We start from the raw sequence: 26,680 nt of genomic DNA, 5'->3' as shown, positions 1-26,680 counted from the left end.
TAAAGATTCTTTATCTTATACTCTTGTGCGTAATGCTTACCTCCTGCACAAAGTCCATATATACAAGCTTTGAGACAAGCAGAGCAAAAATGCAAGAACTATCAGGTTTTGATATCATACAATGTAGCAAGATAATAAAAGAATCGGTCAAAAATGAAGAGGAGATTCTAAGCAATAAAGGCTTAATAGATTACAAGAAACAATATTTTAAAAATGGAAGAAATATCCAAATAAATCAATACGAAATTACTAAAAATAAAGAAAAAACCATAATAAAGAATAAAACCAATAACACTATCATACAAGTATATAATGATAATGAAGCTGCAGCGTTTAATATTTCTTACGATAAGCAATATTTAGGAATCTGTGATAGAGGAAAGCTGCATATATTTGATTTAAACAACAACCTATATGAATTTGAGCATTACAAAGATAAAAAATGCACAGAGGTTTATTTTTCTTTAGATAATAAATATCTTATAGTAAATAACAAAAATCAAGGACAAATTTATGATTTTAAGACAGGAAATTTAGTATATAATAATCCTAACAATTTTCTTTCTGTATCATTGGGTTATGATTGGTCCTACAAAGTTTTTTATCCTATGCTTATAATGGGTTATGCAATAGCTGGCAATGAAATTATATTATTTGATGAAGAAAAAAGAATTATTGTTGAGGGATTAGGGGACTCAAGTTTAGAAGAAAAGATTATAGAAGTTAGAAAAAATAAAGAGGGTATTGATGTATTAATTTGGGAGGGACGAAAATCTTGGGCGCCTTTTGTCTCTTTTGCGCCAACTTGTTCAATTAGAAGATTACAAGGATTCTAGTGCAGACTAAAGATTCAAATACAAAAACTTTCAATCAGGGGAGCTTTTATAATGCTAGAACAATATAAAGATTATATTATGGCAAAAGGATATTAAAATGAAAAAAATTATTATATATACAATGGCATTAATGCCTATGCTAATACTTTTTGTAATACTAATGAGAAATCTTTTATTTTTCAGCAATGGCAAGAAACTTGGGGAACATATAAATGGGGAGATAATGCACAAATTAATCAATACTATACTATAGAGACAGATGGAGCTTTTAAGGATATGATACGAGCTTGTGATATGGTTGGTTTGAAGCAGATGTTAAGTTATCTTGGAAAAGATGAAATTATAAGCAATCAAGAAGCACAAGGAAGTTATTTGGACAATATCTTGCAAGAAGATTAAATCCTTTAGTTGTAGAATTTTTGCTTAATAATAAACTTATTTTGGAAGATTTAGAAGAATCAAATCTAGTGATAAATTATAAGGCGTTAGCCACCCAAAAGCTCAAAGAAGCTAAAAGTAATAGCAAATTATGAAAAGATACGAGAGCTTTTACAAAAATATGGAATAAATAAGTAATGAGTATAATGCCAAAATTACAATACAACAAACCCTATAACTCCCAACAAATGCTTAGACAGATTCAAGAATCTATCTATCACATAATTGCGTGAAAGGGCAGTAATTGCAAGTAGAATGCTTTACTGCCTTATCAAACATAATTTCACCTTTAAAAGAATGTAGTCTCTCTAAAAGCACACTTTCTTTCTCCGCTATGCTCTCCTCCTCTATTTTTTTGCATTCTTTTATATCCCAATACAGCAGTTTTATAGGTAAAGAGGCATATTGTGGATAGTTTTGCAAAAAGGCTTGTTTATACAGCAGCAGTGCAAAATCGCTTGTTTTCTCCGCGCTTTTTTCTACCTTGAAATGTGAGCGATATTTGTAGTCGATGATTTCTATACACTCATCATTTTTTTGGATTCTATCCGGGCGCACAGAAAACACAAAATCCCCATATTGCGCTAACATAGACTTTTCAAGGCATAGAATCTCAACCTCCCCTCCTCCCTCATATGTATGCAAAAACTCATCAAGCTCAAGCATAAGAAGCCCAATATTTGCCCTATCCACCGCGCCTATATCATTAAAATCCATACAATTTTGCAACTGCGACATTGCGCTTTGACTTAACTTTTGCACATCTAAAATCTGCCTTTTACCCACATATGGACTATACACAGATTCTAAACATTGATGTAAAATATTTCCAAAAATCGCGCTATCTTGCCCCACATCGCTTAAATATTCCTTGTATTGATAAAAATATCGTCTTGGGCATTCAAGCAGAATCTTAAGCTTACTTGGGCTTAGCTCACGCGGTAGCACACCGCTTAATTTATCTTCAACATACTCTAGCTTCCTCCCCTGCTCCAAAAGTGCAAAATACATATCACCATTATAGCTTTGTATTGGGCTTTTGAGATACGCACCTAACTCATCGAGCAAAAGGCTCTTATGTTTATCATCATTCTCTACATACGATACCACGACTTCACTTGCTGCGCTAAAAATCGCACAATAATAATGCTTTTGCAGCTGCTCCTTATCTTTTATCGTAGGCATATCAAGCTTTTTGCGTAGCGCAGAGTTCAAAAACAAGTCGTTTTGACTAATACTAGGTATCACATCGTCATTAAAATCTACGATAATAGCCCTCTCACACGCAAAACCACGAGATTCTAATACACCCATTACGCGAATTTTTCCGCCCGATATATCATCAATACTACACCCCTCTAGCTCCTTAAGCAAAAGCTCAATAATCTCTACAAAATTACATTTATTAATGCCAATATGTTCCCACATAAAAAGCAGCTCCCCAACATACTCCCGCACCCTTTGACTCGCTCTATCATCATAGACACTAAGGGTGGCTTGTATCTCCTCACTCACGCGATTATATGACACATCTACACGCTCATCTTTATAAGCTTCTCTCATACTTTCAAGCTTTTTATACGCCTCTGCACTGCCTATGTCCTTTCCCATAGCAAAATTAAGATTATGCGCTTTATCAAAAAGCGCGAGATAGCGTGTGAAATCTTCATTTGGCACAATCACGGCAATATCCTCCTCTTTTACGCCCTCTTTGAGCCACTGCTCTATCATATAAAACACAAGCGCAACCTGCGATATACGCAGATTAAAGCTATATGCACTCACTCGTGCGTTTATGGCTTGGGGCTTAGAATCAAGTAAGTTGCCTGTGTGAAAATCAAAGCTATATCGATAAAATGGCTCACATTGCTCTAAAATATGTTTTGGCAAAAATGGCAGATTCACATTATATTCATCAAGGGAGAAATGCACCCTTATCGAGCTTAAGTGGGAGATTTGGGCGAGTAAATGCAGGTGGGCTTTTGTCATAGTGCCCTCAATGTATATATCAATAGATTCAAAACTACGAACAAAGGCTTCATTAATGCTTATTTGCGCGTTTGGTGCTAAGATTAGTCCATCATAATATTTTAGTTCCTCCAAACGTTCCACATAGCGTTTTTGCACCCATTCAAGCACATAGAGATGATCCTCATAGTCCCCATAAGTATCGAGCAATGGAATCTCGCTCATCTGCACCTGCGCTTGAGAAATCTCATCAAAAAAGCCAAATAAAAACTGCGAAGATTCTAAAAAGGCGAGAAAACTCTCCTCAAAGATAAAATTTACCCTTTTTAGCTCACTCGCACAACTCTTTAGAATCTCCATAGCTAGAGGCAAACGCATTTGTTTAGGCAATGCCCTATACCCCTTAATGATAAGAATTTGGGTAAAAAAATCATTCATCATCATATGCGGAGAGAGCAAGACACCCTCATCTAAATGCTGCATTAAAGAGCGATTGGAGCTATAAACCTTGAGCGTATTCATTCAACCTCCGCTTTTTTGGGTTTTGAGTTAGATTCTAAAATCTCACTGACCTTTTTGAAAATAATGCGATTTACCGCTATTTTCATCAATAATTTTAAGGGTATTTCCTTTTAGCTCAAAGCTAGGATTTGCGCCACCGCAAAAATCAAGTTCACCACGATATGAGATGTCCTTTTCTCCATTTTTTCGCTCAAAGATTCTTAAAATACCGCCATCACAAGCATTTCCCATAGGATTATCTTGGAACACCCAAACATCATTCCAATTTTGAAGTCTTGCATAAAAAATCAAGCTTGGATTATATTCAAATTCGCAAGTTCTTTGATAAATTATTTTATTATCAATAGAGATACTGCATTGATTGTTTTTTGCATCTGTGGATATAGTCATTAAGTCGTTTTGAATCTCTTTTTGTATTTGTGATGAGATTTTATTTGCATTTAATAAAATACAACATAGCAATATTAAACTTAATATTTTCACTATTTTATCCTTTATCATAAAAATTCAACAAAATCTTCATTGCTCATTGCAAGATTCTAAAACTTTTGTTATAGATTTTAATTTTTTGCCATCAAAGATAAATTTCTCTTGCTTACAAGTGCCATTATGGTATTCATACTGCGCAATTAAAAGATTGCTATCCTTTTGACTTAATAAAATATCAATACTATCTTTATTATTTGTATCAGGTGTTGTGTTAAATCTACTTAGAATCATATAGTCATCATTTCCGGTCTGTTTATCCAATAAAGAATAAAATCTGCATCCAGTGCCACAACTATGAGGTATTATTGAATATTTACCTGCAAAATTAATCTTTAAATCCACTAACTTACCATTTATATCTCTACATTCTGTATTTGCACACTTGTAGTCTTGCGAGATTTTATGTTTTCCTTGATATATTTGCGCAGGATATTTGCTGAAGTCATTTAAAAGATTATTCGCATTTAATAATGTGAGCAAAAAGAGCGAGTGTAGGAATATGTGTTTCATTTTTTATCCTTTCATATTTCTTAAAAACATTCATCGCAAAAAACTCTTGTTTTGTCTTTTTTATGAGAGGAGACAAAATATATAAGTATAGGCTAGTGGCTTTGGCGCACGAAACTATCCTACCGATAACTCCCCCTTATCGTTCTTAGAATATATTGCTTACCTCTACAATATTTTAAAGATATGTTAAAGTACTTGTAATTGATTTTATTAGCTTTCAAAAATATCTTGAAAGCTAATAAGCTAATCCCAAATTCCACTCAATTATTTTAGGAGTTCCTGTGCCACCTTTACAACATTTTCCACATTAAATCCAAAGGATTCAAAAAGTATATCTCCCTTGCCCGAAGCACCAAAGCTTTGCATACTTATCACTTCATCGGCAAAGGCATACCATTCTAGCCCCCTCGCCGCCTCAATAGCAAGCACCTTGCCCTTACACAAACTTTCTCTATATGCCTTAGACTGCTGCAAAAGCAAATCAAAGCAAGGCACACTCACTACCTGCGCTTTAATGCCAACCTTTAGCAAAGATTCAATACTTTTGAGTGCAAGACTCACCTCACTACCACTCGCTATAAGCGTAATATCCGCATTCTCCTGTGCTTTTAGCACATATCCACCTTTTGAAACATTACTCTTCAATCTCTCATCGCAAGGCACGATTACAGGGAGATTTTGACGAGTAAGCACAAAGGCACAAGGCAGTTTAGAATCCAATCCCACCTGCCAACACGCGATATTTTCATTCGCATCTGCTGGGCGGAATACAAGGAGATTTGGCATTGCCCTAAAATGGCTCAACTGCTCAATAGGCTGATGTGTCGCGCCATCTTCCCCCACGCCTATGCTATCGTGCGTCCAAATATAATATACTTGTGCTTTCATCAAACTCGCCACGCGCACGCTCGCACTCATATAGTCGCTAAAAACAAAGAATGTTGCGCAAAATGGCATAAAGAGACCATAGTTTGCCACGCCATTACTTATTGCACCCATTGCGTGTTCTCTAATACCAAAATGCCAATTCTTACCTTGTGGAAAATCACCCTCATTCTCTAAGTGTGTGTTATTTGAAGGGGCTAAATCCGCACTCCCACCGATAAAGCCCTCCATAGCCTGTGAAATAGCATTGAGAATCTTGCCATTACTTACCCTCGTTGCCATAGACTCGCCTAGCTCAAAATGCGGATAGCTAATGCGCGAATAATCCTTAGCCACCATACTATCAAGACGCTCTTTTGTAATTGATGGGAGATTCTCATACTGCTTTTGCCACTGCGCCACACTAAGTTCACCGCGCTCTTTCATCATTCTAAAAGCAAATAGCACTTCATCAGGCACACAAAAAGCTTTAGAATCTAACCCAAGCTTCGCCTTTGCTTGAGCTATAATCTCCTCTCCCAAAGGTGCGCCGTGCGCTTTATGGCTACCTTCAAGATTTAAAGCATTTTTTGCAATCTTTGTCCGCGCGATGATGATACTCGGCTTAGAGGAGCTTTTAGCACTCACAAGCGCGTTATGAATCTCCAAAAAATTATGCCCATCGCACTGCAATACTTCAAAACCTTGAGAAGTGAAACGTTGCGCTACATCTTCGCTCATAGCGATATTTGTCTTACCCTCAATCGTAATTTCATTACTATCATAGATAAGGATAAGATTCGATAATTGATGATGTCCAGCAAGAGAAGACGCTTCATAACTAATACCCTCCTGCAAGTCGCCATCTCCACATAAGCAATACACAAAATGCGAGATAATCTCCTTGCCAAAGAGATTCTGCGCGTATTTACTTGCCATAGCCATACCCACTGCATTTGCTATACCCTGTCCTAGCGGTCCTGTGGTAATCTCCACACCTTGAGTATGTCCATATTCTGGGTGTCCGGGCGTTTTAGAGTGAATTTTTCTAAAAGATTGCAAATCCTCCATACTCACATCAAAGCCCCATAAATGCAAAAGCGCATACACAAGCGCACTCGCGTGTCCTCCGCTAAAAACTAATCTGTCGCGATTAAGCCAAGTGGGGTTTGTGGGGGCGAGATTCAAATGAAAGTTAAGGGTGCTAGCCACATCTGCAAGCCCCATAGGCGCACCGGGGTGTCCGCTATTTGCCTTTTGCACCATATCGGCGCACAGAAAACCAAGTGTGTGAGACATTTTTTGTAAAAGGGGAATATCCTCTTGCGTAATGTGTGGTTGCATATTTTTCCTTTCAAGTTATAGGATCTAAACGCGCAAAGACGCATTAAAGCTTTTTTGCAAAATCTCCAATGTAGCCTGTGTGGCATTATTGAGTTGAATCTCTTGCAATGTGCCCTCATAAGATTGCAGCACCAAGCGAATGCTAAGTGCCATTTGCTCTCCCAAACTCTCATCACCATACACATCAAGCGGATAAATATTTTGCACGAAATCAATTTTTGCCTCTGTAATTGCCTCGCGCACACGATGAAATGGAATCTGCTTGTCAATTAAGATTGTCAAATCACGCGTAGATTTTTGATACTTTGAAAACTCTTTTGCTTGCGCCAAAGCTGTATCATCTAAATCTAATTCAATCTCGCATATAAAAGTTTCGTTGTTTATATCCAAGTCCAAAGCAACTTGCTGATGAATCTTTGCGATAATCCCCACAGGCTTACCCTGATAATACACGAACGCACTTTGATAAGGGTGCAAGATTCTATCATCTCTCAATCCAAACTGCGCTAGAAGGGTTTGTGAATTTTCCTCATCGCGTATATTTTTGAGGCTTATCTCTCCCACACACCTTTGGCACATTAATGCAAAAGAAAAGAAATCCCAGCTTGCCGCTTTACTATGCGGATAGCACTCATCATTAATAAAGCCACTTGCAACAAAGGCGAGTTTGGTTTTTTCCTCTCGTTTGGCTGTATAGACACTTCCTATTTCAAAAAGCGAAATGCTTTTAAAGCCGAGGTTTTCATTGCGTTTTATAGAATCTAAAAGCGCAGGAATAAGGCTCGTGCGCAATGTATCTAGCTCTTGTGTGATGGGATTGAGCAGGGCAAGATTCTCATCAATTTGCACAAAGCCGAGTTTTTCCAAGGACTGCGAGGAGGCGAAAATATAGTGAATACATTCATTGAAAGCATTAGCAATGAATGTATGAGCTAATTTGCGCTTATTTTTATACGCAAAATACGCTTTAGAGGTATTGTGATGCTGCAAACATAATAGAGGCATAGGCTTAACCTTATCTATGCCATAGATTCGCAACACCTCCTCCGCAACATCTTGGATACTATGTATATCGTGGCGATATGGAGGAACGCCAATCATAAAGAAATTTTCATCGCCTGTGGCTTCGAGGTTAAAGGATAAATGCTTTAAGATTGTAGCAATCTCTTCTTTTTCCAAATGTATGCCTATGATATTATTAATTGCACCAAAGGTCGTCTTAATTATGATTTCATCAGTATTTTGCGAGATAGAATGTGAGCCAGAATACACGAGTGCATCACATACTGACACCATTTTTTTACACAAAAAGTCAATGCCTTGCTCCAAATCCGGATTGCTCCCCCTCGTGCTGCGATAGGTAAGCGCACTATTGCCTTTAATTTTGCGCTCATAAAGAGCCTTAGAAATGGCGGCAGAATTAACATAACTTGCCTCAATAATAAGAATCTCCGACCTTGTGCCAAAGTGCCGCTCACCATAACTTACACCAATTACTGAGAGTTTTTCATTTGCAAATACCGCTTCTAAGCCATTTTCATCTTTTTTTATGCAAAGTTGTGCAGCTAAGCCATTATCCAAAATAATATCCTTACTTTCGCAGTCTTGCAGCTTATAAGCATTAAGAATAACACCGCTCATATAAGTGCCGTATTCTAAGAAATTACACACAATATCATCAAGCAAAGTTCCATTGTGCGCAAGGGCTAAAGCCATATCAAGCGATAAATAGGCTTGTTTCATCTCAACCACACGATAAAGTAAATGCGCGTCAATTTTTTCATCAGTGAGAATCTGCAATACCCGTCCAAGTCCCAATGTAACGACATTATCCATATCACTTTGGTTTTTTAAACGTAGATTGTAGCAGGTAGCCAACTCCCTTGCTATACCAAGCACACTTAAACAATCACCACGATTTGGTGTGGTAGCTACCTCCACCACATCATCGTTAAAAAGCTCTAACTGCGCTACTTCAGCACCAAGCTCCAATCGCCCAGCAGTAGAATCTAGCACCATAATGCCATCATTGATTTTCGGTAGCCCTAGCTCTGTGCTCGAGCAAAGCATTCCACAGCTCTCCACACCGCGCAAAGTCGTTTTTTTGATTGTAAGCTCACCGCTTTTGGTGTAGGGGATTACCGCGCCTTCTAATGCCACTGCCACATACTGCCCTGCTTTGACATTTGGTGCACCGCACACGATTTGTAATTCCTCACTGCCCACACTCACAACACATACATTGAGCTTATCCGCATCTGGGTGCGGGCTTGTAGTCCGCACCTTGCCAACAACGACTTTTTGGGGAATTTTTATAGAATGCACAGATTCTACTTCTAACCCAATACTGCTTAAACGCGTGCAAATCTCTTCGGTGGAAATTCGCGAAATATCAATAAATTGTGATAACAAATGTCTCGTAAAAATCATTAGAACTGCTCCAATACGCGTAAATCACTCTCAAAAAAGCTACGCAAATCATTCACTCGACAAATCAGCATAGCAAACCGCTCTACACCAAGCCCAAAGGCATATCCACTCACATCTTTATATCCCACAAAATCAAAAACTTTTTGATTCACAATGCCACAGCCTAGCACCTCAAGCCACCCTGTATGCGAACACACACGGCAGCCCTCGCCCTTGCAAAACACACAGCTAATATCCACTTCGGCACTTGGCTCTGTAAAAGGAAAGAAGCTCGAGCGAAAGCGAATATCTACATTGCCAAACATAAAATGTAAAAAATCCTCTAAAATATATTTCAAATGCGAGAAATTCACCTTGTCTTTTGAATCTACGACAAGTCCCTCAACCTGATGAAACATCGGCGAATGCGTCAAGTCATAATCTCGCCTAAACACGCTACCCGGAGCTATCATACGAATGGGGAGTGAGCCCTCTTGCATTGTGCGGATTTGCACTGGCGAAGTATGTGTGCGCAAAAGCATAGAATCTTTAAAATAAAATGTATCTTGCATATCGCGTGCTGGGTGATATGCGGGGAGATTCAAAGCCTCGAAGTTATGAAAATCATCTTCTATGAGCGGACCGGTTTGCAGTGAAAAATTCATATTAACAAAAAAATCAATGATTTTATCCATTGTCTGGTAGATTGGATGTCCTTTGCTTGTATGACGCAGTGAGCTAAACAAACTCGCATCAACTGAATCTTTAGCCAAATCTGCCTGCATTTGTTTTGCAAGTAGTGTGCTTTTTTTATCGCTCAAAAGATTTTCAAAAGATTCTTTATAGGTGTTTAATTCTGTGGCGAAAGCCTTTTTTGCCTCACCTTGCAGTGCTTTAAGCGTGGCAAATTGTTGTGTCAAAAAGCCTTTTTTGCCAATCATTTCTACCCGCAATGCCTCCAAATCCTGCAGATTCTCTACCTGCTCCAATCGCTTTAAAATTTCCTGCACTTGCGCTTTCAATGCCTATCCTTCATTTTCTAAAGTAAAATAAAATCGGTATTGTAGCACATTTAAAGTTTTTATTGTCCTTTATTGCTATAATGAAAGCTTCAAATTAAATTTTCACTTTTAAGAATTCAAAGTATAGAATCCATATTTTGCAAATCGCTTTAGATTCTATAAAACCACAAAGGAGTAAGTAATGGCAGAAAAAACGATTTTTGAAAGAATTGTTGCGGGGGAGATTCCCTGCAAAAAAGTGGCAGAAAATGATAAATTCCTTGCATTTTATGATATTGCTCCTCAAGCACCGGTGCATATTCTTGCAATACCAAAGATATGCGTAAAAGATTTTTCCCTCGCTTCTAGAGAGCTTTTGGGCGAGCTGTGTGAATTTGCGCAAGAGGTCGCAAAGCTCGTAGGTATAGACAAGAGCGGATATAGAATCATCACAAATATCGGTGCAGATGGTGGGCAGGAAGTCCCGCATTTGCATTTGCATATTTTAGGTGGCAAAAAGCTTTCAAGCATTATCGTAAAATAGCGCACTGATAAATACCAACACATAAAAACGCCAACTTACGCAATGTGCTGTAAGCACTCAAAATAACATTACAAAGTAAGGCAATGGTTTATACTTTTAATCACAGAATCCGCAAGATTTTTCGCATAGCCCTGCCCTCTGGGGGTAATTCATTCCTTGATATTGCAAATGTCGCTGTGGGAATGTATTTTATCGCTCATATCTCGGCAGATGCGGAAATCACAAAGCACAATATCGTAGCACTCGGGCTTGGTATGAACTACTGGATGTTTTTATTTGCCATTACCACGATTTTTTATGTCGGCACAAACGCACAAATCTCCCGTGCCTTTGGCGAACGAAACTTCACAAAAATGAATAGAATCTTAAGTACGATGAGTGTTGGGGCGATTGTATGTGCCATTCCTATTTTTATTCTTACCTCTGCACTCAATGAGATATATTTTGACTGGATGGATGTAGGAAGCGAGGCAAAAGCACTTGGTATGCTCTATCTTAGTTTTATTTTTTATAGCATTCCTGCGCTTTTTGCAAAGACGATTTTCATCTCCGCACTCGCAGCCACAGGCGATACAAAAAGCGTGTTTTTTATTAAGATTCTAAGCACCCTTTTAAATATCGCCCTCAATTATATACTAATTTTTGGTGTAAATTCGCTTGGTATCCCGCCTCTTGGTATCGCCGGGGCGGGAGTGGCAAATGTGATTACATCATATTTCGAGGGACTTATACTCTTTGGGATTTTGTGCGGGGCGCATAAATATCTCAAATTTGCCTCCCTTGTTGAGTGGCGTGCACTCGCTCTTGGCTTACGCATAGGCATACCATCAGGCGTGGAGCGGGTATTGACGATTTTTTCACTCGTGTTAATTACGAAATTTATGACAGATTATGGCTTAGAAGTCATCACCGGATTCCAAGTTGGCTCACGCGTAGAGAGCTTTATCTTTATGCCCGGCTTTGGATTCCAAGTCGCTGCAATGGCATTAATGGGGCAAATGTTAGGGGCTAAACGCATAGATTTAGCCGAATCCTTTGTGCGCACAACTTTACTTATCTCCTCAATTATTATGGGGATACTCGGCATAAGCTTATGCCTACTAGGCAAAGAACTCACCGCTATTTTTACTACCGAACCTGCGGTGATTGATTATTCTTTTGCCTACCTTGTCGCAGTGGGTGTATCCCAAGTGCCACTCATTTGGATTTTTGTGCTTGATGGTGCAATGCGCGGGGCGGGAGCTGCAAAGCTTTCGCTTTGGGTAAATACAGGGAGTATTTGGCTATGCAGAATCTTACCGATGTGGCTATGTGTGTGCTATGGATTTGACGCTGTGTATATCTTTGCGATCATCTGTGTCGAAACATTCTTACGCGCTTTTATCTTTGGGTATATTTTCCATAAGGGCATATGGAAGCGATATATTGCGAGAATCTAAGCCTTATCATTTTTTTAAAGCATATTTTTTTGGATTTATCTTAACTCTTATCTTTCGCACAAATGGTCTTATAAAGTTTTTTTCTACAGGTTTAAAAACAAAAACAATCAAAGCCACACAAAAAGCAAGGGGATTATAATGCATTATTTTAATCCTCTTAAGCTCCTTATTAAAAATAGGAGTTTGTGAGGCAATATCCCACCATCGCTGATAATAAGGATAAAAAAGAACAAACTTGCTATGAGATTGAATATTTTGAGCTGGAGTGCGCCAAGGCTTTGCATAATTATTATAATGCACAATTTTAGCATTAGGAAGAATTTGTGTATAAGCTTCAAACCCTTTATTATAAATGTGCCCCAAAAGAAACCCATACTCTTCAGGCAATATCAATATCTTTTCATTCAGTGCAACATTGAGTGCATCTTGGTCGGGACATTGAGGAATATAATGTTGTAAGAACTCAAAGCATTGGGTTTCTATATGATTTGCTCGGTAAAGAGACATATTAAAAAGCATAAAACCCGAGCAAAAATAGCAAGACAAATTCTTTCTCATATCAAAACCTTCACCATTCTTGCTTACAGACTGCAAAATAAATGGTTCAATACGAGCATTCGCACCTTTTGGGAGCGGACTATTCACGGCAGCAGCGATATATTCCCCTAAATCCATTGCAAAAATCTCTCTTATATCGCATAATATGAGAGCATTGACATCTATATACAAACACCTTTCTATCTCCTCTGGAACAAAACGAGACAATAAAATTCTATAATAGGCAATATAATTTTTTTGTTTTTCAAATCCCCATTTTGGAAAATGAGCAAAAATACTATCATCAACAATATGTATGCGAATCTCACAAGGATAAATCAAAGAGAGTTGCTCTTGTAAGGCTTGAAGCTTATCTTGGCACTCTTGGGAGAGTGTATCGCTTAGGATATGAAAGATATAGCCCTCTTCCTCATCTTTTTCTTGTAGCTTTTGAGTTAATACCCCCCCCCCTATATAATCTCTAAAAATTTTTGTTTTATCAGTATTTTGAATAATATTTACAAGAAGCACACTAAGATATTTTATATAATTTTCGTCAGCATTAAAAACAATATGAAACATTTTATTTTCCTTTTTCTAAATATTCCTCATAACTCCCGCGGAAGTCAATAATCTTAGCTCCTTTATTATCAGAATCCGCAATAATTTCAATGATTCTATTCGCATACGCGTCTATTAGCTCCCTATCGTGGCTTACACAAATCACATTGCCGCTATATTTATAGAGTGCCTCGCCAAGTGCGATAATGGATTCTAAATCTAAATGGTTTGTCGGCTCATCAAGCACCAAGAAATTTCCACCTTCAAGCATAAGCTTACTTAGCACCATTCTATGCTTTTCGCCTCCACTTAGAGCATTTATGGACTTCTCTTGCTCCTCACCACTAAAGAGCATTCGCCCAAGCGCATTGCGTATCTCACCGCTTTCTTTTTTCTTATCAAAGCTTCTAAGCCACTCATACAGGCTCTCCTCGCCCTTTATCTCCTCGCTTACATTTTGCGGGAAATAGCCTCTTTGTGTCGTAGCACCCCATTTGACACTTCCACTATCGGGCTTAAGCTCCTCTACAAGAATCTTACACAATGTGCTTTTACCCACACCATTTGCCCCGATAATAGCGATTTTATCCCCGGGCAAAATCTTAAGATTCACATTTTTTAGCACACATAAATCCCCATAGCTTTTTGAAATATTTTCGCACTCTAGAGCTTCGTTGCCAATAGGGCGGTGAGGCTTAAACACAATGCTAGGGTCTCGCCTAGAGCTGACTGCAAGGCTTTGAATATCAAGTTTTTCAAGCTGTTTTTGTCGGCTGGTAGCTTGACGAGCCTTACTTGCATTCGCAGAGAATCGTGCAATGAAAGATTCTAATTCCTCTTTTTCTTTGAGTTTTTTATTGCGTTCAGCTTCTTGTTGTTTGGCAATAAGGGTGCTTGCGATATACCAATCATCGTAATTCCCGCTAAACTCGCGCACCGAGCCAAAATCCATATCTAAAATATGGGTGCAAACGCTATTTAAAAAGTGCCTATCGTGGCTGATGACTACAAGTGTGCCCTCGTGACGTTTGAGATTTTCTTCAAGCCACGCGATAGAGTGCAAGTCAAGGTTGTTTGTCGGCTCATCAAGGAGTAAAATATCTGGTTTTGGAAAAAGCACCTGTGCTAATAGAATCTTAAACTTATCCCCGCCGGTAAGTGTTTTCATCAACTCATTATGCGCACTGGCTTCAAAGCCCAAATCCTCTAAAATCTTTTCAATTACCACTTCGCATTCATACATCGGGTCTTCTTCGGCGCATATCATCTCAAGCTCTCCAAGCTCCTCATTTACCTTATCATCGCTCAAATCGCCATTTTCATAGAGATATTCCTTGCGCTTTATCGCATCATAAAGTCGCTTATTGCCAATCAGCACGGCATCTTTGAGGCTTAGCTCTTCAAAAGCATATTGATCCTGCCCCAAAACGCCCATTTTTAAACCCTTTGCTATGACTATCTCGCCGCTACTTGCTTCATATTCTCCACTTAGGATTTTAAGAAATGTAGATTTTCCCGCGCCATTTGCGCCAATAAGCCCATATCGCTTATGGGCATCAAGGCTTAGATTCACATTTTCAAAAAGCTTTTTTGTGGGATAGCGCATTGTGAGATTAATCGTTTGCAACATTTTGCAATCCTTGTAAAAAAATAAAGCGCGATTCTAGCATAAAAATGTGAGGAATATTTGATGAGGCTAAAAATATGTAATTCTATCTTTTGACATATGAGGAATAACAATGGCTATTAATTAAAAATTAAGGTAAAAAGTTAGAAAATCCACACTTACACTTCAAACAACAAACTTGCATTAAGTGCATTTAAGGAGAAAAGTATGGATACCGCGCTTAATCATACAGAATCTGTGTCGCATTATCGCAATAAACGCTACATCGTGTATGCTATTGCAACTTTCTGTTTGCTTGTCTTTCCTTTCATAAAGATTAATGGCAATCAAATCTTTTTGCTTTCTTTTGATCATAAGCAACTCCACTTACTCGGGCAAATCTTTGATGTGCAAGAATTTTATCTTATGCCATTTTTGCTTATTCTTATGTTTGTGGGAATCTTCTTTATGACTACCCTTGCAGGTAGAATCTGGTGCGGCTGGGCTTGTCCGCAGACGATTTTCCGCGTTATTTATAGGGATTTATTACAGACAAAAGTCTTTGGTTTGCGTAAAAGAGTTAGTAATAAGCAAGAAAAGATGGATTTAAGCACTTTTGGTGCGAAAATTAAGGCGGTATGTGCGTTTTTAATTATTACTGTGCTTTGTCTTATGGCTTCTGCAAGTCTTATGTTTTTCTTTACGCCGCCAAGTGATTTCTTTGCATATATGAGCGACCCGCTCAATCATCGTATTTTGCTTGGATTCTGGCTGGGATTTGGACTATTTTTTATCCTTGATATTACTTTTATACAAGAAAATTTCTGTATTTATATGTGTCCTTATTGCCGCGTGCAAAGTGTGCTTTTTGATGATGATACGGTTATGGTTGTCTATAATCATAAACGCGGTGGGGCGGTATATGACGCAAAGGGAATGAAATTTGAACTTGCGCCTAAAAAGCAAGACCCAAATAATGAATGCACCAACTGCAACGCCTGTGTGCGTGTGTGTCCTACACATATTGATATTAGAAAGGGTATGCAGCTTGAATGTATCAACTGCCTTGAATGCGCTGATGCGTGTGCTGATGTGATGAGTAAGTTTAATAGACCTTCGCTTATTATGTGGAAATCCTCTGCTTCGATTGATAATGATGGCAAAGTGAAATTTTTGCGCTTTAGGACGATTGGCTACATTGTTGTTTTGGCTGTTGTGTTAGCGTTGTTATTTTTTGTTGGCACGACAAAGGAGACTATGCTTCTTGATATTGCGCGCAGTGCCGAACTCTATGAGGTGCGCACTCATCGTGTTGTAGATAATCACTACACTATGGTGTTTAACAATACAGATACGCAAGAACATCAAATGTATTTCGAAATCCTTGATGTGAAAGGTGGCGATATAGCAAAACATCTCAAGATTCTAAAACCAAAAGAGTCTTTCGCTGTAAAAGCTGGTGAAAAATTGAAAAAAGTCGTAACCATACGCACAGAAGAAGTGCTCCCAGAAGATCATTATGATATTATTATCCGCGCCTTTGCGGTTGATGATAAAGATAGAATCTTTGTAGAGCGCAAGACAAACTTTGTCTATCCAAATCATAGTAAGCTTAAAGATTAGAGTTAGATTCAAATATTAATGCTGGGATAGTTTCCTAGCATTAATACATACAATTCCTATCTTTTAATTTATTTCAAGCTAAATACAAATAGCCCAATCCACCACATATAAGCTATATATTAGTTTCACTTCATTACAATACGACATTTTTATTGTATGGATACAAAATGACACTTCACAGCAAAATTATATTTTACAAAATGCCTCTTAGTTTAGACTTGCTAGATAGGTGCAGTGGGGGGGGGGATAAGCTAAGATTTTTTGGTTTAGCCACCCTCAAACACCCTACCCAAATTCATTTTATTGCATTTTATTCTTTCTTTATCGATTTAATCCCTATTTGGTTTATGTATTTTGTCCCTAGGGAGACAAAATGCTAGAAACTTATGCACCCATTGTCCTTTTTACCTACAATCGTCCCAAACATACGGCTCAAACTATCCAAGCATTAAGCGCAAACCAACTTGCGCTAAAAAGTGATTTATATATCTATCAAGATGCACCAAAGCCAAATGCTTCACAAGATATTTTACAATCCCACGCACAAACAAAAAACTATATTCAAGATTTTATTACAAACAATACACAAAAGCCTCTTTTTAAAAGCATTACCTTTATTGAGCGCGAACATAATTTAGGACTAGCAGATTCGATTATTGATGGCATAACTTATGTTATCAATCAATATCAAAGAGCTATTATCCTAGAAGATGACATTATTGTATCACCTGTATTTTTAGACTATATGAATACAGCATTACAAAGATATGAAAATGAAGAAAAAGTATGGAGTATTACAGCGTGGAGTTATCCCATAGACACAAGTGGCTTGGGAGATTGCTATTTTTGGCGTTTGCCTCATTGTTGGGGCTGGGCAACTTGGGCGAGTAGATGGCAATATTATAAGCGCGACATCACTTGGGCGTTAGAAAATTTCTCACAGAGTGATATTGATTATATCAATATTGATGGAGTGGCGCGTTATTACGACCATCTTCTTGCAAATGCTCAAGGCAAAATTAAAACTTGGGCGATTTTTAATTACCTCATTGGCTACAAACATAATACTCTTAATCTATGCCCTAGCACCTCGTATGTCAAGCAAATTGGTTTTGATGGAAGTGGCGTGCATTGCGGTAAAGAAGGAGAGGTATTTAATGTCTCACATACCAATATGAAATTTCCAATTACTTTCCCACAAGAAATTATAGAATCTCCACTTGCCTTAGAGCGCATTAAAGCATTTGAACTTTCGCTTAAAAAACCTCTTCCATTGCGAGTTTATAGAAAACTCTGCAGAATCGCACATTCTCTTAGCCAAAAAGTAAGCTATTTAAGCGGGGGGGGGGGCAGTAGATAATATTCTAACTATTGATACGCCTCCCTATTATGCAGAGGTGGCATAATGTATCAAAAGCTAGATACACCCTACACTTGTACTAATCCTATTTTATTGCTAAGCTTTAATCGCCTTGATACACTTAAGCGAGTGCTACACATTATAGAATCTGTCCGCCCAAGCAAAATCTATCTTGCAAATGACGGCGCAAGGGACAATAAAATATGTCCCAATGGTATCAGTGAAAAAGAGCAGGTGCATTCTGTAAGAACCTTTCTCATAGATAGCATAGCTCATTTTGATTTTCCTTGTGAAGTCAAAACACGCTTTTTAGATTCTAATCTTGGTTGTAAAAAAGCTGTAAGCTCTGCGATTTCTTGGTTTTTTGAAAATGAAGAACAGGGCATTATTTTGGAAGATGATTGTTTGCCAAATATAAGCTTTTTTCGATTCTGTGATGAATTATTAGAAAAATATAAAATGCAACAAAATATCTTTATGATAAGTGGTTGGAGTGCGCTAGACTTTGCCCAAAATACTTCAACAGAAACGCTCTCCCCCAAAGCACGCTTACAAGAAGACTATTACTTTTCAAAATATAATCACATTTGGGGTTGGGCTTCTTGGGCAAGAGCGTGGAGCAAATATCAGCTCGAATTTAACGAAAGTGAAATAAAAACGCTCCATAATTTTTGCTCCACAAAAGAAAAATACTACTGGTATAAGATATTCAAAACCTACGCACAAGGCAAAATAGACACTTGGGATTATCCTTGGACTTATAATATTTGGAAGCACAATGGCTTGTGTATATATCCCAAAAATAATATGATTTTAAACATCGGTTTTAATCGTGTCGATGCCGCACATACCACAGGAGATTCTAAATTTGTCTCTATGCCCTCTTATGAGCTATGCTTCCCTCTCACTCACCCAAAAAGCATAGAACAAAATAGTAAGCTTGATAAAGCAAATTTTCATATTGTATTTAACACATTGCCACTCTATAAGAGAATCTTACGCAAGGCTACACGTATATGGCAGATTCCATAAAGACACTAACATAAAGGCGCGAAAGTTTTACTCTCTATTAGCCCAAGTCGCAGGGAAAGACCTAATCATTTATCGTGTATTTTGACATCTCTCAATTTTTACCTACAATATCATTTATACAAAATATTTTACAAATTGCATTAAATCATATAGGAGGTATTTTTATAGCTCACCTAAATTTAGCACTGCCACACCCCCAAAATTCCAATATCCACGATAAAGCAATTATTTATAAAGAAAGATATATAAAAAACAAAAGAAACCTAATAATATAAGACATACGCACCCATAAACTTGCAAACAAAGCCTTATCTAATTCAAAAGCTTAATATATCCACTAATCAACAGCTCGTGGCTTTTTTGATTTGTTTATCTTTGATGATAAGTTTTCACAAATGGATACGTATTAATGCCTTTAAGCTGCATTTTAGATTCTAAAATATCCTTATAAGTCTGTTGCTGTTTAGAATCTCCCATATCATAAATGCTTTGCCTTGCAAGCGCACCTGCACTTATTAGATTAAACCAAATGAGTGCTATACCTTTTTTATCTTCATCATCAAGTCTTGCATATCTACTATCAGTTGCTGATAAAATAAAGCCATAAGCCACATAACGCCAATGAGCGATACTTTCAAAAATATTACTTAAAGCATTGCCCTCAGTAACTGCAAGGCTTTTTGTAATCATAGGATTATTTTTAAGCGCATTTTGATAATCCCCATTTGTAATGGCAATTTCAAGCATTTGTGCCGCTATTTTATTAAGAGGCAGATAAATACCATTATCAAGTAAAAAGAGTATGAGAGTTGCCGCGTCTGTATTGCCCCAAAGTGCTGACTGCATAAGAGCATTGAGCGCGCGAGTATTTAGCCCAGAGAGTGCAAAATGCGCATAAGCACTCACAAGCAAGAGAGAATCTTGCTTACTTAATCCCTCACACAGCAATTTTTCACCACTTAAAGCATAAGAATCTAGACTCACAAGCCGCCCTAAAAGCTCTTTGCTTGGTTGTGAATGTGTAAAATCTATAAAATGCCTTACCTCTTTATCATTTATTTTTTCAGGCATAAAAGTTAAAATAAAGCCTATTTGTTCCTCTGCCACGCGTAAGCAAGTAATGCAAGGTGAGCGAGTGTCCATTATCGCTAATTGCATAAGATAGACTTTAGCAAGTGTAGAATCTTTTGCCAATGTCGCAAGTTCTTTGATATGGGGGATATTCTCCGCGTTGTCCCTTAGAGGCATTTTGCGAGATTTTTGGATAGAATCCACAATCAAAGAAAGAGCTTTAGATTCAGCTTTTGCATTATGATTTGTCTTTATTTTCTTATCATTTGTGCTCATCTCGCATTGAAGCACACCACCCAAATCTGCCTTACTTGTTTGCAAAAAAGCATTTTTTATAAACGCTTCTTTAAATTGCGGCAGAGTGAAATCACTTGCACACACTAATGCCACAGATATAACCAAACTTATAATATATCGCATTCCCTCTCCTTGTACCCAAAACATAACATATTTATACAAACCTATATCAAATCATACGGGAAATATTTATAGCCTTTAAATTCTTCTTTATCTACACCTAAGATTTTTAAAACAGCTGCTCCTTCATAATTCCAATATCCACTATAAACTAATCTCTCGTCAGGATATTTATGATCTCCCCACGAAGCATCACCTCTGCTTTTGCTATACCATTGCTTAAGATAGGTTTTAAAATAATCGCTCTCTTTGGTTTCAATAAAAAGCTTAAGTGTATCGTATTTTTTGAGACTTTGCGCCATTTTTGAAAAGTCCTTTTCCGCTCCCTTACTCGCTAGAAAATGAAGCAACCAATCATCATAATATGTGTCCTCCTTTTCCCTCTCGCTCACATTAAGCTGCTCTAATACCCAAGAAGTATTCATATCGCACAGAATCATCACAGCAAGTTTTTCAGTATTTGTAGTGTAATCACTTATATCAAAATTATTTTTCCATTCATTGAGACTTTTTACAAAGACTTGCTTTATAGATTCTATATCATCACCCCTAGAATACATTGCCGTTGCTATGCAAAAGTTTTCGCTGTAAATATTATGGCTCTCATTGTATTTTTTCAAAAACTTCTCTTCCGCCCTAATATACCTATCAAAATATTCCTCATCTTTGTGAATATCTCTTAGTGTTTTTGGCGTTTTTGGCTTTTCATCGTCAATCTCTATGGGCGTTTTTTGATAGCTCTTATCCTCCAAACGCTCATAGTAGATTCTCACCTGCTCAGGCACAGTAAGAGTCGTATCGATATTATATTCCTTGATAAGCTGTTCCCAGCTCCGCGCACCTGCTGCTTTTAAAAGTTCCTCATTCTGCACCACATTACAATAATCCAGCACAGATTGGGGCTCACTATACTCACCTCTACCCTCACGTATCCTTTTGCCATTCCTTTCAACTTTGTGGCTTTTTTCCATATAGCCCACCGCATTGACCTCCGCCCCATACTTGAGTAACAGCCGTATGCTAGCTCCCATTGGTGCTTCACGGGCGAATGTAGAATTTCCAGCATACATCAAAGGCGTAGCTCCGATATTTTTACCACCCAAATCCCAGCCATCGCTTAGAGTTGGCGGGATATTTTTCACATTTGGATTCGCACCATATTTGAGGGCAAATTCAAGATTAGGTGCCTCATTCATCTCTGCCCAAAAATGCAATTTTGTCTCGCCATTCCTGCCATAGACTTCCCACCTCGCGCCCTTGTTTAAAAAGTATTCAATCACAGATTCTCTCTTTTTTCCCTCAAGGTCAATATACGCAAGAAGCGCATTATCACCACGATATTCATAATCTGCCCTTAGTCCGCACTTTTCAAGGAGTTCAAGCATTGCAAAATTTTTACTAGAGCTATTTCCCGCACAAGCTAAAAGTTCCACAGGATCGAGGAAAGATTCATTATACTCGAAGCACTTTTCATAGAAAGTTTCTTTCACAGGATAAACCTTGAAAAACTCACTCACGCTATCCAAATTATTGTTTCTCACCACACTAAACAACTTAGATTCTAATTTTTCTTTTTGTTCTTGACTCATCGCCTTGAGATCCTCTAGTGTTTTCATTGTGTCTCCTTTGGTTAAATATTCTGCAACTATGAATTGAATATGCAGATAATATCAAGGCTTTTGCTTTTTGATTTGATATATCACGCATAACGATAAATAAAAATTCAGAGCTTTAAATTAGTGTCTTTATTTCCTTTTTTATGTTTTACTTCTGGAATCTAAATCCACTTTAGTAGCCTTCAATTTTGTATTAAAATATTATCTTTATTTAATTTATGGTTTTTTGAATGGTTTTCTAATCGTGAGATTAAGCGCACTGCAGAAGATGAGTTTTTTAAAGAATGGCAGGAATATGTAAAATAAGCTCTTGCATAGAATCTAAAGTGTTTTTTAAATGCTCATTGTAAAACTTTCCTTGATTTGCTATTTGAAATTCTAACCATTCTTTGGCATTTAGACGACTGCCTTTTAAACTCCAAGCATTAAGATATTTTTCATCACTAAAAGATTGTATAGAAAAAAAATAAAAATGGAGTTGGTTAGCACTTAGTGTTTTTGTCATTCAAATCCCTTTAATTTATCCATAAGCGCGTATTCAAAGTCGTTTTGCGATTCTCTCCAGCTTTCATAGTCCTCATCATCTGATTCTGCTTCGTCATAATCCTCACCATAAAACTCAAGCAGTTCGCAAAAATCATAATCCCTATCGTCGCTCTCTACATACAAACTTTCGTAAATCTCATCGGCGTTTTCATCTAAGTCTTTTAACCAAGCTTCTTTGCATTCTCCTTGCAATTCTTGTGCATCATATTGTAAAAGATAATTTAGGTTGTCGTTAAAAATGATATTCGTTTCATCAAGACTTTCATCATTTTTCCATTTATAATATTGCGCTCTAAAGATTGCAAATATTTCTTTTTTTAGTTTCTCTTTATCCTCCATACAAATATAAAAATCTTTTTGAAATTCCTCAAAACTTTTAGCAAAATAGCTTTCTTTTAAATCCATCACTTAGCCTTTTTCTTTTTCTCCAAAAGTTCATTGTAGATTCTGTATTGCTCGGATAGTTCTAGGCTTGTATCAATGTTATATTCTTTGACTAATTGCTTCCAAGTCTTCGCACCTGCTTCTTTTACAAGCTTTTTCTTTTTACCGCCATAGGCTACATCTAATATAGAGAGAACTGCAAACCAAGTGCCATCTTTTTTTAAGTGATAATGCACGGCATTTACCTCCGCTCCATATTTTAATAATATTTCGGTGCAAGATGCACCCCTTTCATCTGTTACGGCTGCATATAGGGGTGTAGAGTCGATATTATTCCAACCTACTCTAAGCTCATCGTCCGTTTTGATAGATTTCATTTCTATATTAGCCCCGGCTTTAAGAGCAACTTCTAGTGCTTTGGGCTGACTAAATGCAAAATAATGTACAGGAGTGTTTCCATATTCACAATATGTTTCAAATGTAGCTCCTTTACCTAAAAAGTATTCAATGACTTTTGGATTTTTTCCTCCCCAGACAATATAACTACTTAAGGCATTCCAATGTTCAGACTGGTCATCAGCTTTTAATCCTAAGCTTTCAAAATACTCTATCATTGCAAAACTTTTGTCTTTATCATACGCAAGCCCTGCATAAGCTAGCACAAAGGGAGAAGGGAAAAAGGGTTCAAGTTTGACCTTTCGCCATCCGATGTTAAACCATTTTTCAAAAAAGATTTCAGGAATTGGATAATCCTTTAAAAACTCTTTCACTGCTTCAAGATTGTTTGATTTGATAAGCTCCCAAAACTTATCTCTTATGTCGTCCCCACTTTCTCTAAAGATAGCTTTGAGTTCCTCTAGTGTTTTCATTGTGTCTCCTTTTAAAGTCAATTTCACCAAACCTTAATTAATACAATACAGCGTTTTGTAGGTATGAATTTATCTTGTGTGTTTTGCATTATATCCCCTCTCTGTATGAAGCATCTTTCATCTGCGTATTGTATCGTTTTTTTTTTTTTTGTAAATGCAAGGTTAGACATTGAATCTAAAGTGCATTACATCACCATCTTGCACGATATATTCTTTACCTTCAATACGCATAGCCCCAGCTTCTTTTGCTTTTGCCTCGCCACCATATTTGATAAAGTCCGCATAGCTAATACATTCTGCACGAATAAAACCTTTTTCAAAGTCTTTATGTATTACACTTGCAGCTTTTGGTGCACTATCTCCTTTTGTAATCGTCCAAGCTCGCACCTCTTTAACCCCTGCGGTAAAATAGCTCATAAGCCCAAGTCGCGCAAATCCCTCTCTAATAATCTGCGTTAATCCACTCTCACTCGCTCCAAGGCTCGCTAAAAATTCCCCTCGCTCCTCATCGCTCATACCTACCATTTCTTCTTCAATCTTTGCACACAGCTTAATTGCTATGCCATCATTTTGGAGTGCGTATTCGCGCACTTTTTTCACAAACTCATTATCAGATTCTAAGCCCTCTTCATTGACATTTGCCCCATAAATCACTTCTTTATTGGTTAAAAATCTTAAATCCTTATTGAGTGCGATAAATTCCTCACTTTCACGTTTAGCAAAGCTTCGCACGGGCTTATTAGATTCTAAATGCGCTAAAAGCTCTTGACAGAGAGTAAGTTGAGTATTTACGCCTTTTTGAGATTTGCTCTCTTTTTGGAGTTTCTCAATGCGTTTATTCAAACTTGCCATATCGGCAAAAAGCAGTTCTAACTCAATAATTTCAATATCATCAATCGGGTCAATGCGCCCCTCAATATGCGTGATATTAGAATCCTCAAAACACCGCACGATATGCAAAATCATATTACATTCTTTAATATTTGCTAAAAATTGATTGCCTAATCCCTCACCTTTACTCGCACCTCGCACAAGTCCGGCAATATCCACAAACTCCACGACAGAGTGCTGAATCTTTTGAGGATTGACAATTTTAGCCAACTCTTGCAATCTTACATCAGGCACACTCACAACTGCCTTATTTGGCTCAATCGTGCAAAAAGGATAATTTGCTGCCTCCGCATTTTGCGCTTTTGTGAGAGCATTAAAAGTCGTGGATTTACCGACATTTGGCAAACCTACAATACCGATTGATAATCCCATTTATGCTTTTCCTTGTGCTAAAATAAATTCTATCCCTGCTCTCACACCTGCACCACTCGCGCCACTTGGATTAATATCCCATTCTTTCTCGACATACGCAGGTCCTGCAATATCAATATGAAGCCATTTTTGCTTAAACTCTTCTCTAATAAATTCACTCAAAAACAATCCCGCACTTATTGCCCCACCATAACGTGATGATGAAATATTGCATACATCGGCAATCTTAGATTCTATAAGTTTTTTGATATGGCGGTTAAAAGGAAGTGTCGCCATAAGCTCACCACTCTCTAACGCATATTTTTCAAATTGCGCCTTAAGCTTGTCATTATGCCCCATAATGCCGCTTGTATATTCGCCCAAAGCTACCACACACGCCCCTGTGAGCGTGGCAAAATCAATAAGAATATCTGGCTTTAAATCTTGCGCGTAACTCAAACAATCAACAAGCACCAAACGCCCCTCTGCATCAGTATTCCTTACCTCAATAGTTTTACCCTCACGCGAATAAAGGACATCATCGGGTTTATACGCATTGCCACCTATCATATTTTCCGCTGCACCTACAATCGCGTGAATCTCAATATTAGCCCCAAGCTGCGCTATGGCTTTGATAATCCCCATAACAGCGCACCCACCGCTTTTATCAGCTTTCATCGTTACCATATAGTCCGCAGGTTTAAGCGAAAGTCCGCCACAATCATAAGTAAGCCCTTTGCCTACAAGCACAATGCGTTTTGTCGCACCTTTAGGTTTATAACTCAAATGTATGAGACGCGGAGGATTTACTGAAGCAGCATTGACAGCTAAAAATGCACCCATTTTTTCCTTTTTCAAGTCTTCTTCATCTAATATCTTACATTCAAGATTCCCTACTTCTTTGCTCAATTCTTTAGCATATTTAGCAAGGTATTTAGGTGTTGCTACTTGTGGGATTGTATTTACCAATTCGCGCGTTTCATTCACACTTGTAGCGATGATTTGCGCCTTTTTTAGAATCTGTGCGTCTTTTATTTCACCCTTTACATCAAGCAGATTTAATTCCTTTAGCTTTGGCGCACTCTTTTTGCTCTTGTAACTCACACATTCATATTCCCCACACAATGCACCCACAAAAAGTGTATAAGCCTTGTCATCTTTGAGTTTTCCCTCTATACTAACACTCACACTCTCATATGGGAGATTCTTAAAATACTTTACGATACCTGCCCCAGCTTCTCGTATAGAATCTGTCTCAATAGATTCTATACAGAACACAAGCGTTTTTAAATCTTGTATAAAAAACTTACCCTCTCCCTCAAAACCAAAGCTCTTACAGAGTTTTGCATAAGAGGATTTTGCAAAGGCACTTTTTGTCAAAAGCACCGCCTGTGCGCCTTTTGCATTTGTAGTTTGTGATTTTACAATGCGAATTTTCATTTTCTTGCTCCT

Annotated in this window: 22 protein-coding genes; 7 read left to right on the top strand and 15 right to left on the bottom strand. The window is 37.7% G+C overall.

Going from position 1 to position 26,680, the window contains the following annotated elements; genetic code table 11:
* Window positions 1-89 precede the first annotated feature (89 nt).
* Together LS67_RS03330 and LS67_RS10105 are read left to right on the top strand one after the other, a co-directional pair.
* Complete coding sequence (locus tag LS67_RS03330) at window positions 90-836, top strand: hypothetical protein (protein WP_236096333.1); 747 nt, start codon at window positions 90-92, stop codon at window positions 834-836.
* 276 nt (window positions 837-1,112) lie between these two features.
* The gene (locus LS67_RS10105; RefSeq protein WP_268902981.1) at window positions 1,113-1,235 is read left to right on the top strand and encodes a hypothetical protein; all 123 of its coding nucleotides are present in this window, start codon (window positions 1,113-1,115) and stop codon (window positions 1,233-1,235) included.
* A 249-nt stretch (window positions 1,236-1,484) separates the two neighbouring features.
* Here the strand turns inward: LS67_RS10105 and LS67_RS03325 are convergent, their stop codons facing one another.
* The 6 genes from LS67_RS03325 to pheS all read right to left on the bottom strand — a co-directional run bounded on the left by LS67_RS03325 (window position 1,485) and on the right by pheS (window position 10,390).
* Window positions 1,485-3,764 (bottom strand): PD-(D/E)XK nuclease family protein, encoded by a 2,280-nt coding sequence (locus tag LS67_RS03325; RefSeq protein ID WP_034325668.1) that lies wholly within the window; start codon window positions 3,762-3,764, stop codon window positions 1,485-1,487.
* 42 nt (window positions 3,765-3,806) lie between these two features.
* Window positions 3,807-4,247, bottom strand: a complete 441-nt coding sequence (locus tag LS67_RS03320) for a hypothetical protein (RefSeq protein WP_034325666.1) — start codon at window positions 4,245-4,247, stop codon at window positions 3,807-3,809.
* Window positions 4,248-4,283: 36 nt separating this feature from the next.
* Window positions 4,284-4,763, bottom strand: a complete 480-nt coding sequence (locus LS67_RS03315; protein ID WP_034325664.1) for a hypothetical protein — start codon at window positions 4,761-4,763, stop codon at window positions 4,284-4,286.
* 264 nt (window positions 4,764-5,027) lie between these two features.
* Window positions 5,028-6,971, bottom strand: coding sequence for a transketolase (gene tkt, locus LS67_RS03310; protein ID WP_034325662.1), 1,944 nt, complete (start codon window positions 6,969-6,971; stop codon window positions 5,028-5,030).
* A gap of 24 nt (window positions 6,972-6,995) precedes the next feature.
* Complete coding sequence (pheT, locus tag LS67_RS03305; protein WP_034325660.1) at window positions 6,996-9,401, bottom strand: phenylalanine--tRNA ligase subunit beta; 2,406 nt, start codon at window positions 9,399-9,401, stop codon at window positions 6,996-6,998.
* Complete coding sequence (pheS, locus tag LS67_RS03300; RefSeq protein ID WP_034325748.1) at window positions 9,401-10,390, bottom strand: phenylalanine--tRNA ligase subunit alpha; 990 nt, start codon at window positions 10,388-10,390, stop codon at window positions 9,401-9,403. Before pheS ends, pheT begins: the two co-directional genes overlap by 1 nt.
* A gap of 193 nt (window positions 10,391-10,583) precedes the next feature.
* On the opposite strand from pheS, the gene LS67_RS03295 reads away from it, so the two are divergent.
* Window positions 10,584-10,925, top strand: coding sequence for a histidine triad nucleotide-binding protein (locus LS67_RS03295; protein ID WP_034325658.1), 342 nt, complete (start codon window positions 10,584-10,586; stop codon window positions 10,923-10,925).
* An 83-nt stretch (window positions 10,926-11,008) separates the two neighbouring features.
* Window positions 11,009-12,364 (top strand): MATE family efflux transporter, encoded by a 1,356-nt coding sequence (locus LS67_RS03290; protein WP_034325656.1) that lies wholly within the window; start codon window positions 11,009-11,011, stop codon window positions 12,362-12,364.
* A gap of 6 nt (window positions 12,365-12,370) precedes the next feature.
* Here the strand turns inward: LS67_RS03290 and LS67_RS03285 are convergent, their stop codons facing one another.
* A complete protein-coding gene (locus LS67_RS03285; protein WP_034325654.1) occupies window positions 12,371-13,483 on the bottom strand; it encodes a glycosyltransferase family 8 protein in 1,113 nt (370 codons plus the stop codon).
* Window position 13,484: 1 nt separating this feature from the next.
* Window positions 13,485-15,092 carry an ABC-F family ATP-binding cassette domain-containing protein gene (locus tag LS67_RS03280; protein ID WP_034325651.1) on the bottom strand — a complete coding sequence of 536 codons (1,608 nt, stop codon included), beginning with the start codon at window positions 15,090-15,092 and terminating at the stop codon, window positions 13,485-13,487.
* Between the two features lie 204 nt (window positions 15,093-15,296).
* Between LS67_RS03280 and ccoG the strand changes: the two genes are divergently transcribed.
* The 3 genes from ccoG to LS67_RS03265 all read left to right on the top strand — a co-directional run bounded on the left by ccoG (window position 15,297) and on the right by LS67_RS03265 (window position 19,083).
* Entirely contained in the window at window positions 15,297-16,691 is a 1,395-nt protein-coding gene (gene ccoG, locus LS67_RS03275; protein ID WP_034325649.1) for a cytochrome c oxidase accessory protein CcoG, read from the top strand.
* Between the two features lie 373 nt (window positions 16,692-17,064).
* Window positions 17,065-18,051 (top strand): glycosyltransferase, encoded by a 987-nt coding sequence (locus tag LS67_RS03270; protein ID WP_034325646.1) that lies wholly within the window; start codon window positions 17,065-17,067, stop codon window positions 18,049-18,051.
* A gap of 45 nt (window positions 18,052-18,096) precedes the next feature.
* On the top strand, window positions 18,097-19,083 hold the full coding sequence (locus LS67_RS03265) for a hypothetical protein (RefSeq protein ID WP_034325643.1): 987 nt from the start codon (window positions 18,097-18,099) through the stop codon (window positions 19,081-19,083).
* A 369-nt stretch (window positions 19,084-19,452) separates the two neighbouring features.
* Here LS67_RS03265 and LS67_RS03260 read toward each other — a convergent pair whose 3' ends face one another.
* The 7 genes from LS67_RS03260 to LS67_RS03230 form a co-directional block, all read right to left on the bottom strand.
* On the bottom strand, window positions 19,453-20,574 hold the full coding sequence (locus LS67_RS03260; protein WP_034325642.1) for a hypothetical protein: 1,122 nt from the start codon (window positions 20,572-20,574) through the stop codon (window positions 19,453-19,455).
* Between the two features lie 41 nt (window positions 20,575-20,615).
* On the bottom strand, window positions 20,616-22,187 hold the full coding sequence (locus tag LS67_RS03255) for a PoNe immunity protein domain-containing protein (RefSeq protein ID WP_034325639.1): 1,572 nt from the start codon (window positions 22,185-22,187) through the stop codon (window positions 20,616-20,618).
* Window positions 22,188-22,464: 277 nt separating this feature from the next.
* Window positions 22,465-22,692, bottom strand: coding sequence for a hypothetical protein (locus tag LS67_RS03250; RefSeq protein WP_034325637.1), 228 nt, complete (start codon window positions 22,690-22,692; stop codon window positions 22,465-22,467).
* Window positions 22,689-23,138 carry a hypothetical protein gene (locus tag LS67_RS03245; RefSeq protein WP_034325635.1) on the bottom strand — a complete coding sequence of 150 codons (450 nt, stop codon included), beginning with the start codon at window positions 23,136-23,138 and terminating at the stop codon, window positions 22,689-22,691. Before LS67_RS03245 ends, LS67_RS03250 begins: the two co-directional genes overlap by 4 nt.
* Entirely contained in the window at window positions 23,138-23,986 is an 849-nt protein-coding gene (locus LS67_RS03240; RefSeq protein ID WP_034325633.1) for an ankyrin repeat domain-containing protein, read from the bottom strand. Before LS67_RS03240 ends, LS67_RS03245 begins: the two co-directional genes overlap by 1 nt.
* Before the next feature lie 162 nt (window positions 23,987-24,148).
* Window positions 24,149-25,249, bottom strand: coding sequence for a redox-regulated ATPase YchF (gene ychF / locus LS67_RS03235; RefSeq protein WP_034327195.1), 1,101 nt, complete (start codon window positions 25,247-25,249; stop codon window positions 24,149-24,151).
* Window positions 25,250-26,668 carry a leucyl aminopeptidase gene (locus tag LS67_RS03230; RefSeq protein ID WP_034327194.1) on the bottom strand — a complete coding sequence of 473 codons (1,419 nt, stop codon included), beginning with the start codon at window positions 26,666-26,668 and terminating at the stop codon, window positions 25,250-25,252.
* Window positions 26,669-26,680 lie beyond the last annotated feature (12 nt).

The sequence above is a fragment of the Helicobacter sp. MIT 03-1616 genome, assembly GCF_000765685.2.
Classification (GTDB): Bacteria; Campylobacterota; Campylobacteria; order Campylobacterales; family Helicobacteraceae; genus Helicobacter_C; species Helicobacter_C typhlonius.
This window is presented reverse-complemented; position numbering and strand designations above follow the sequence as displayed.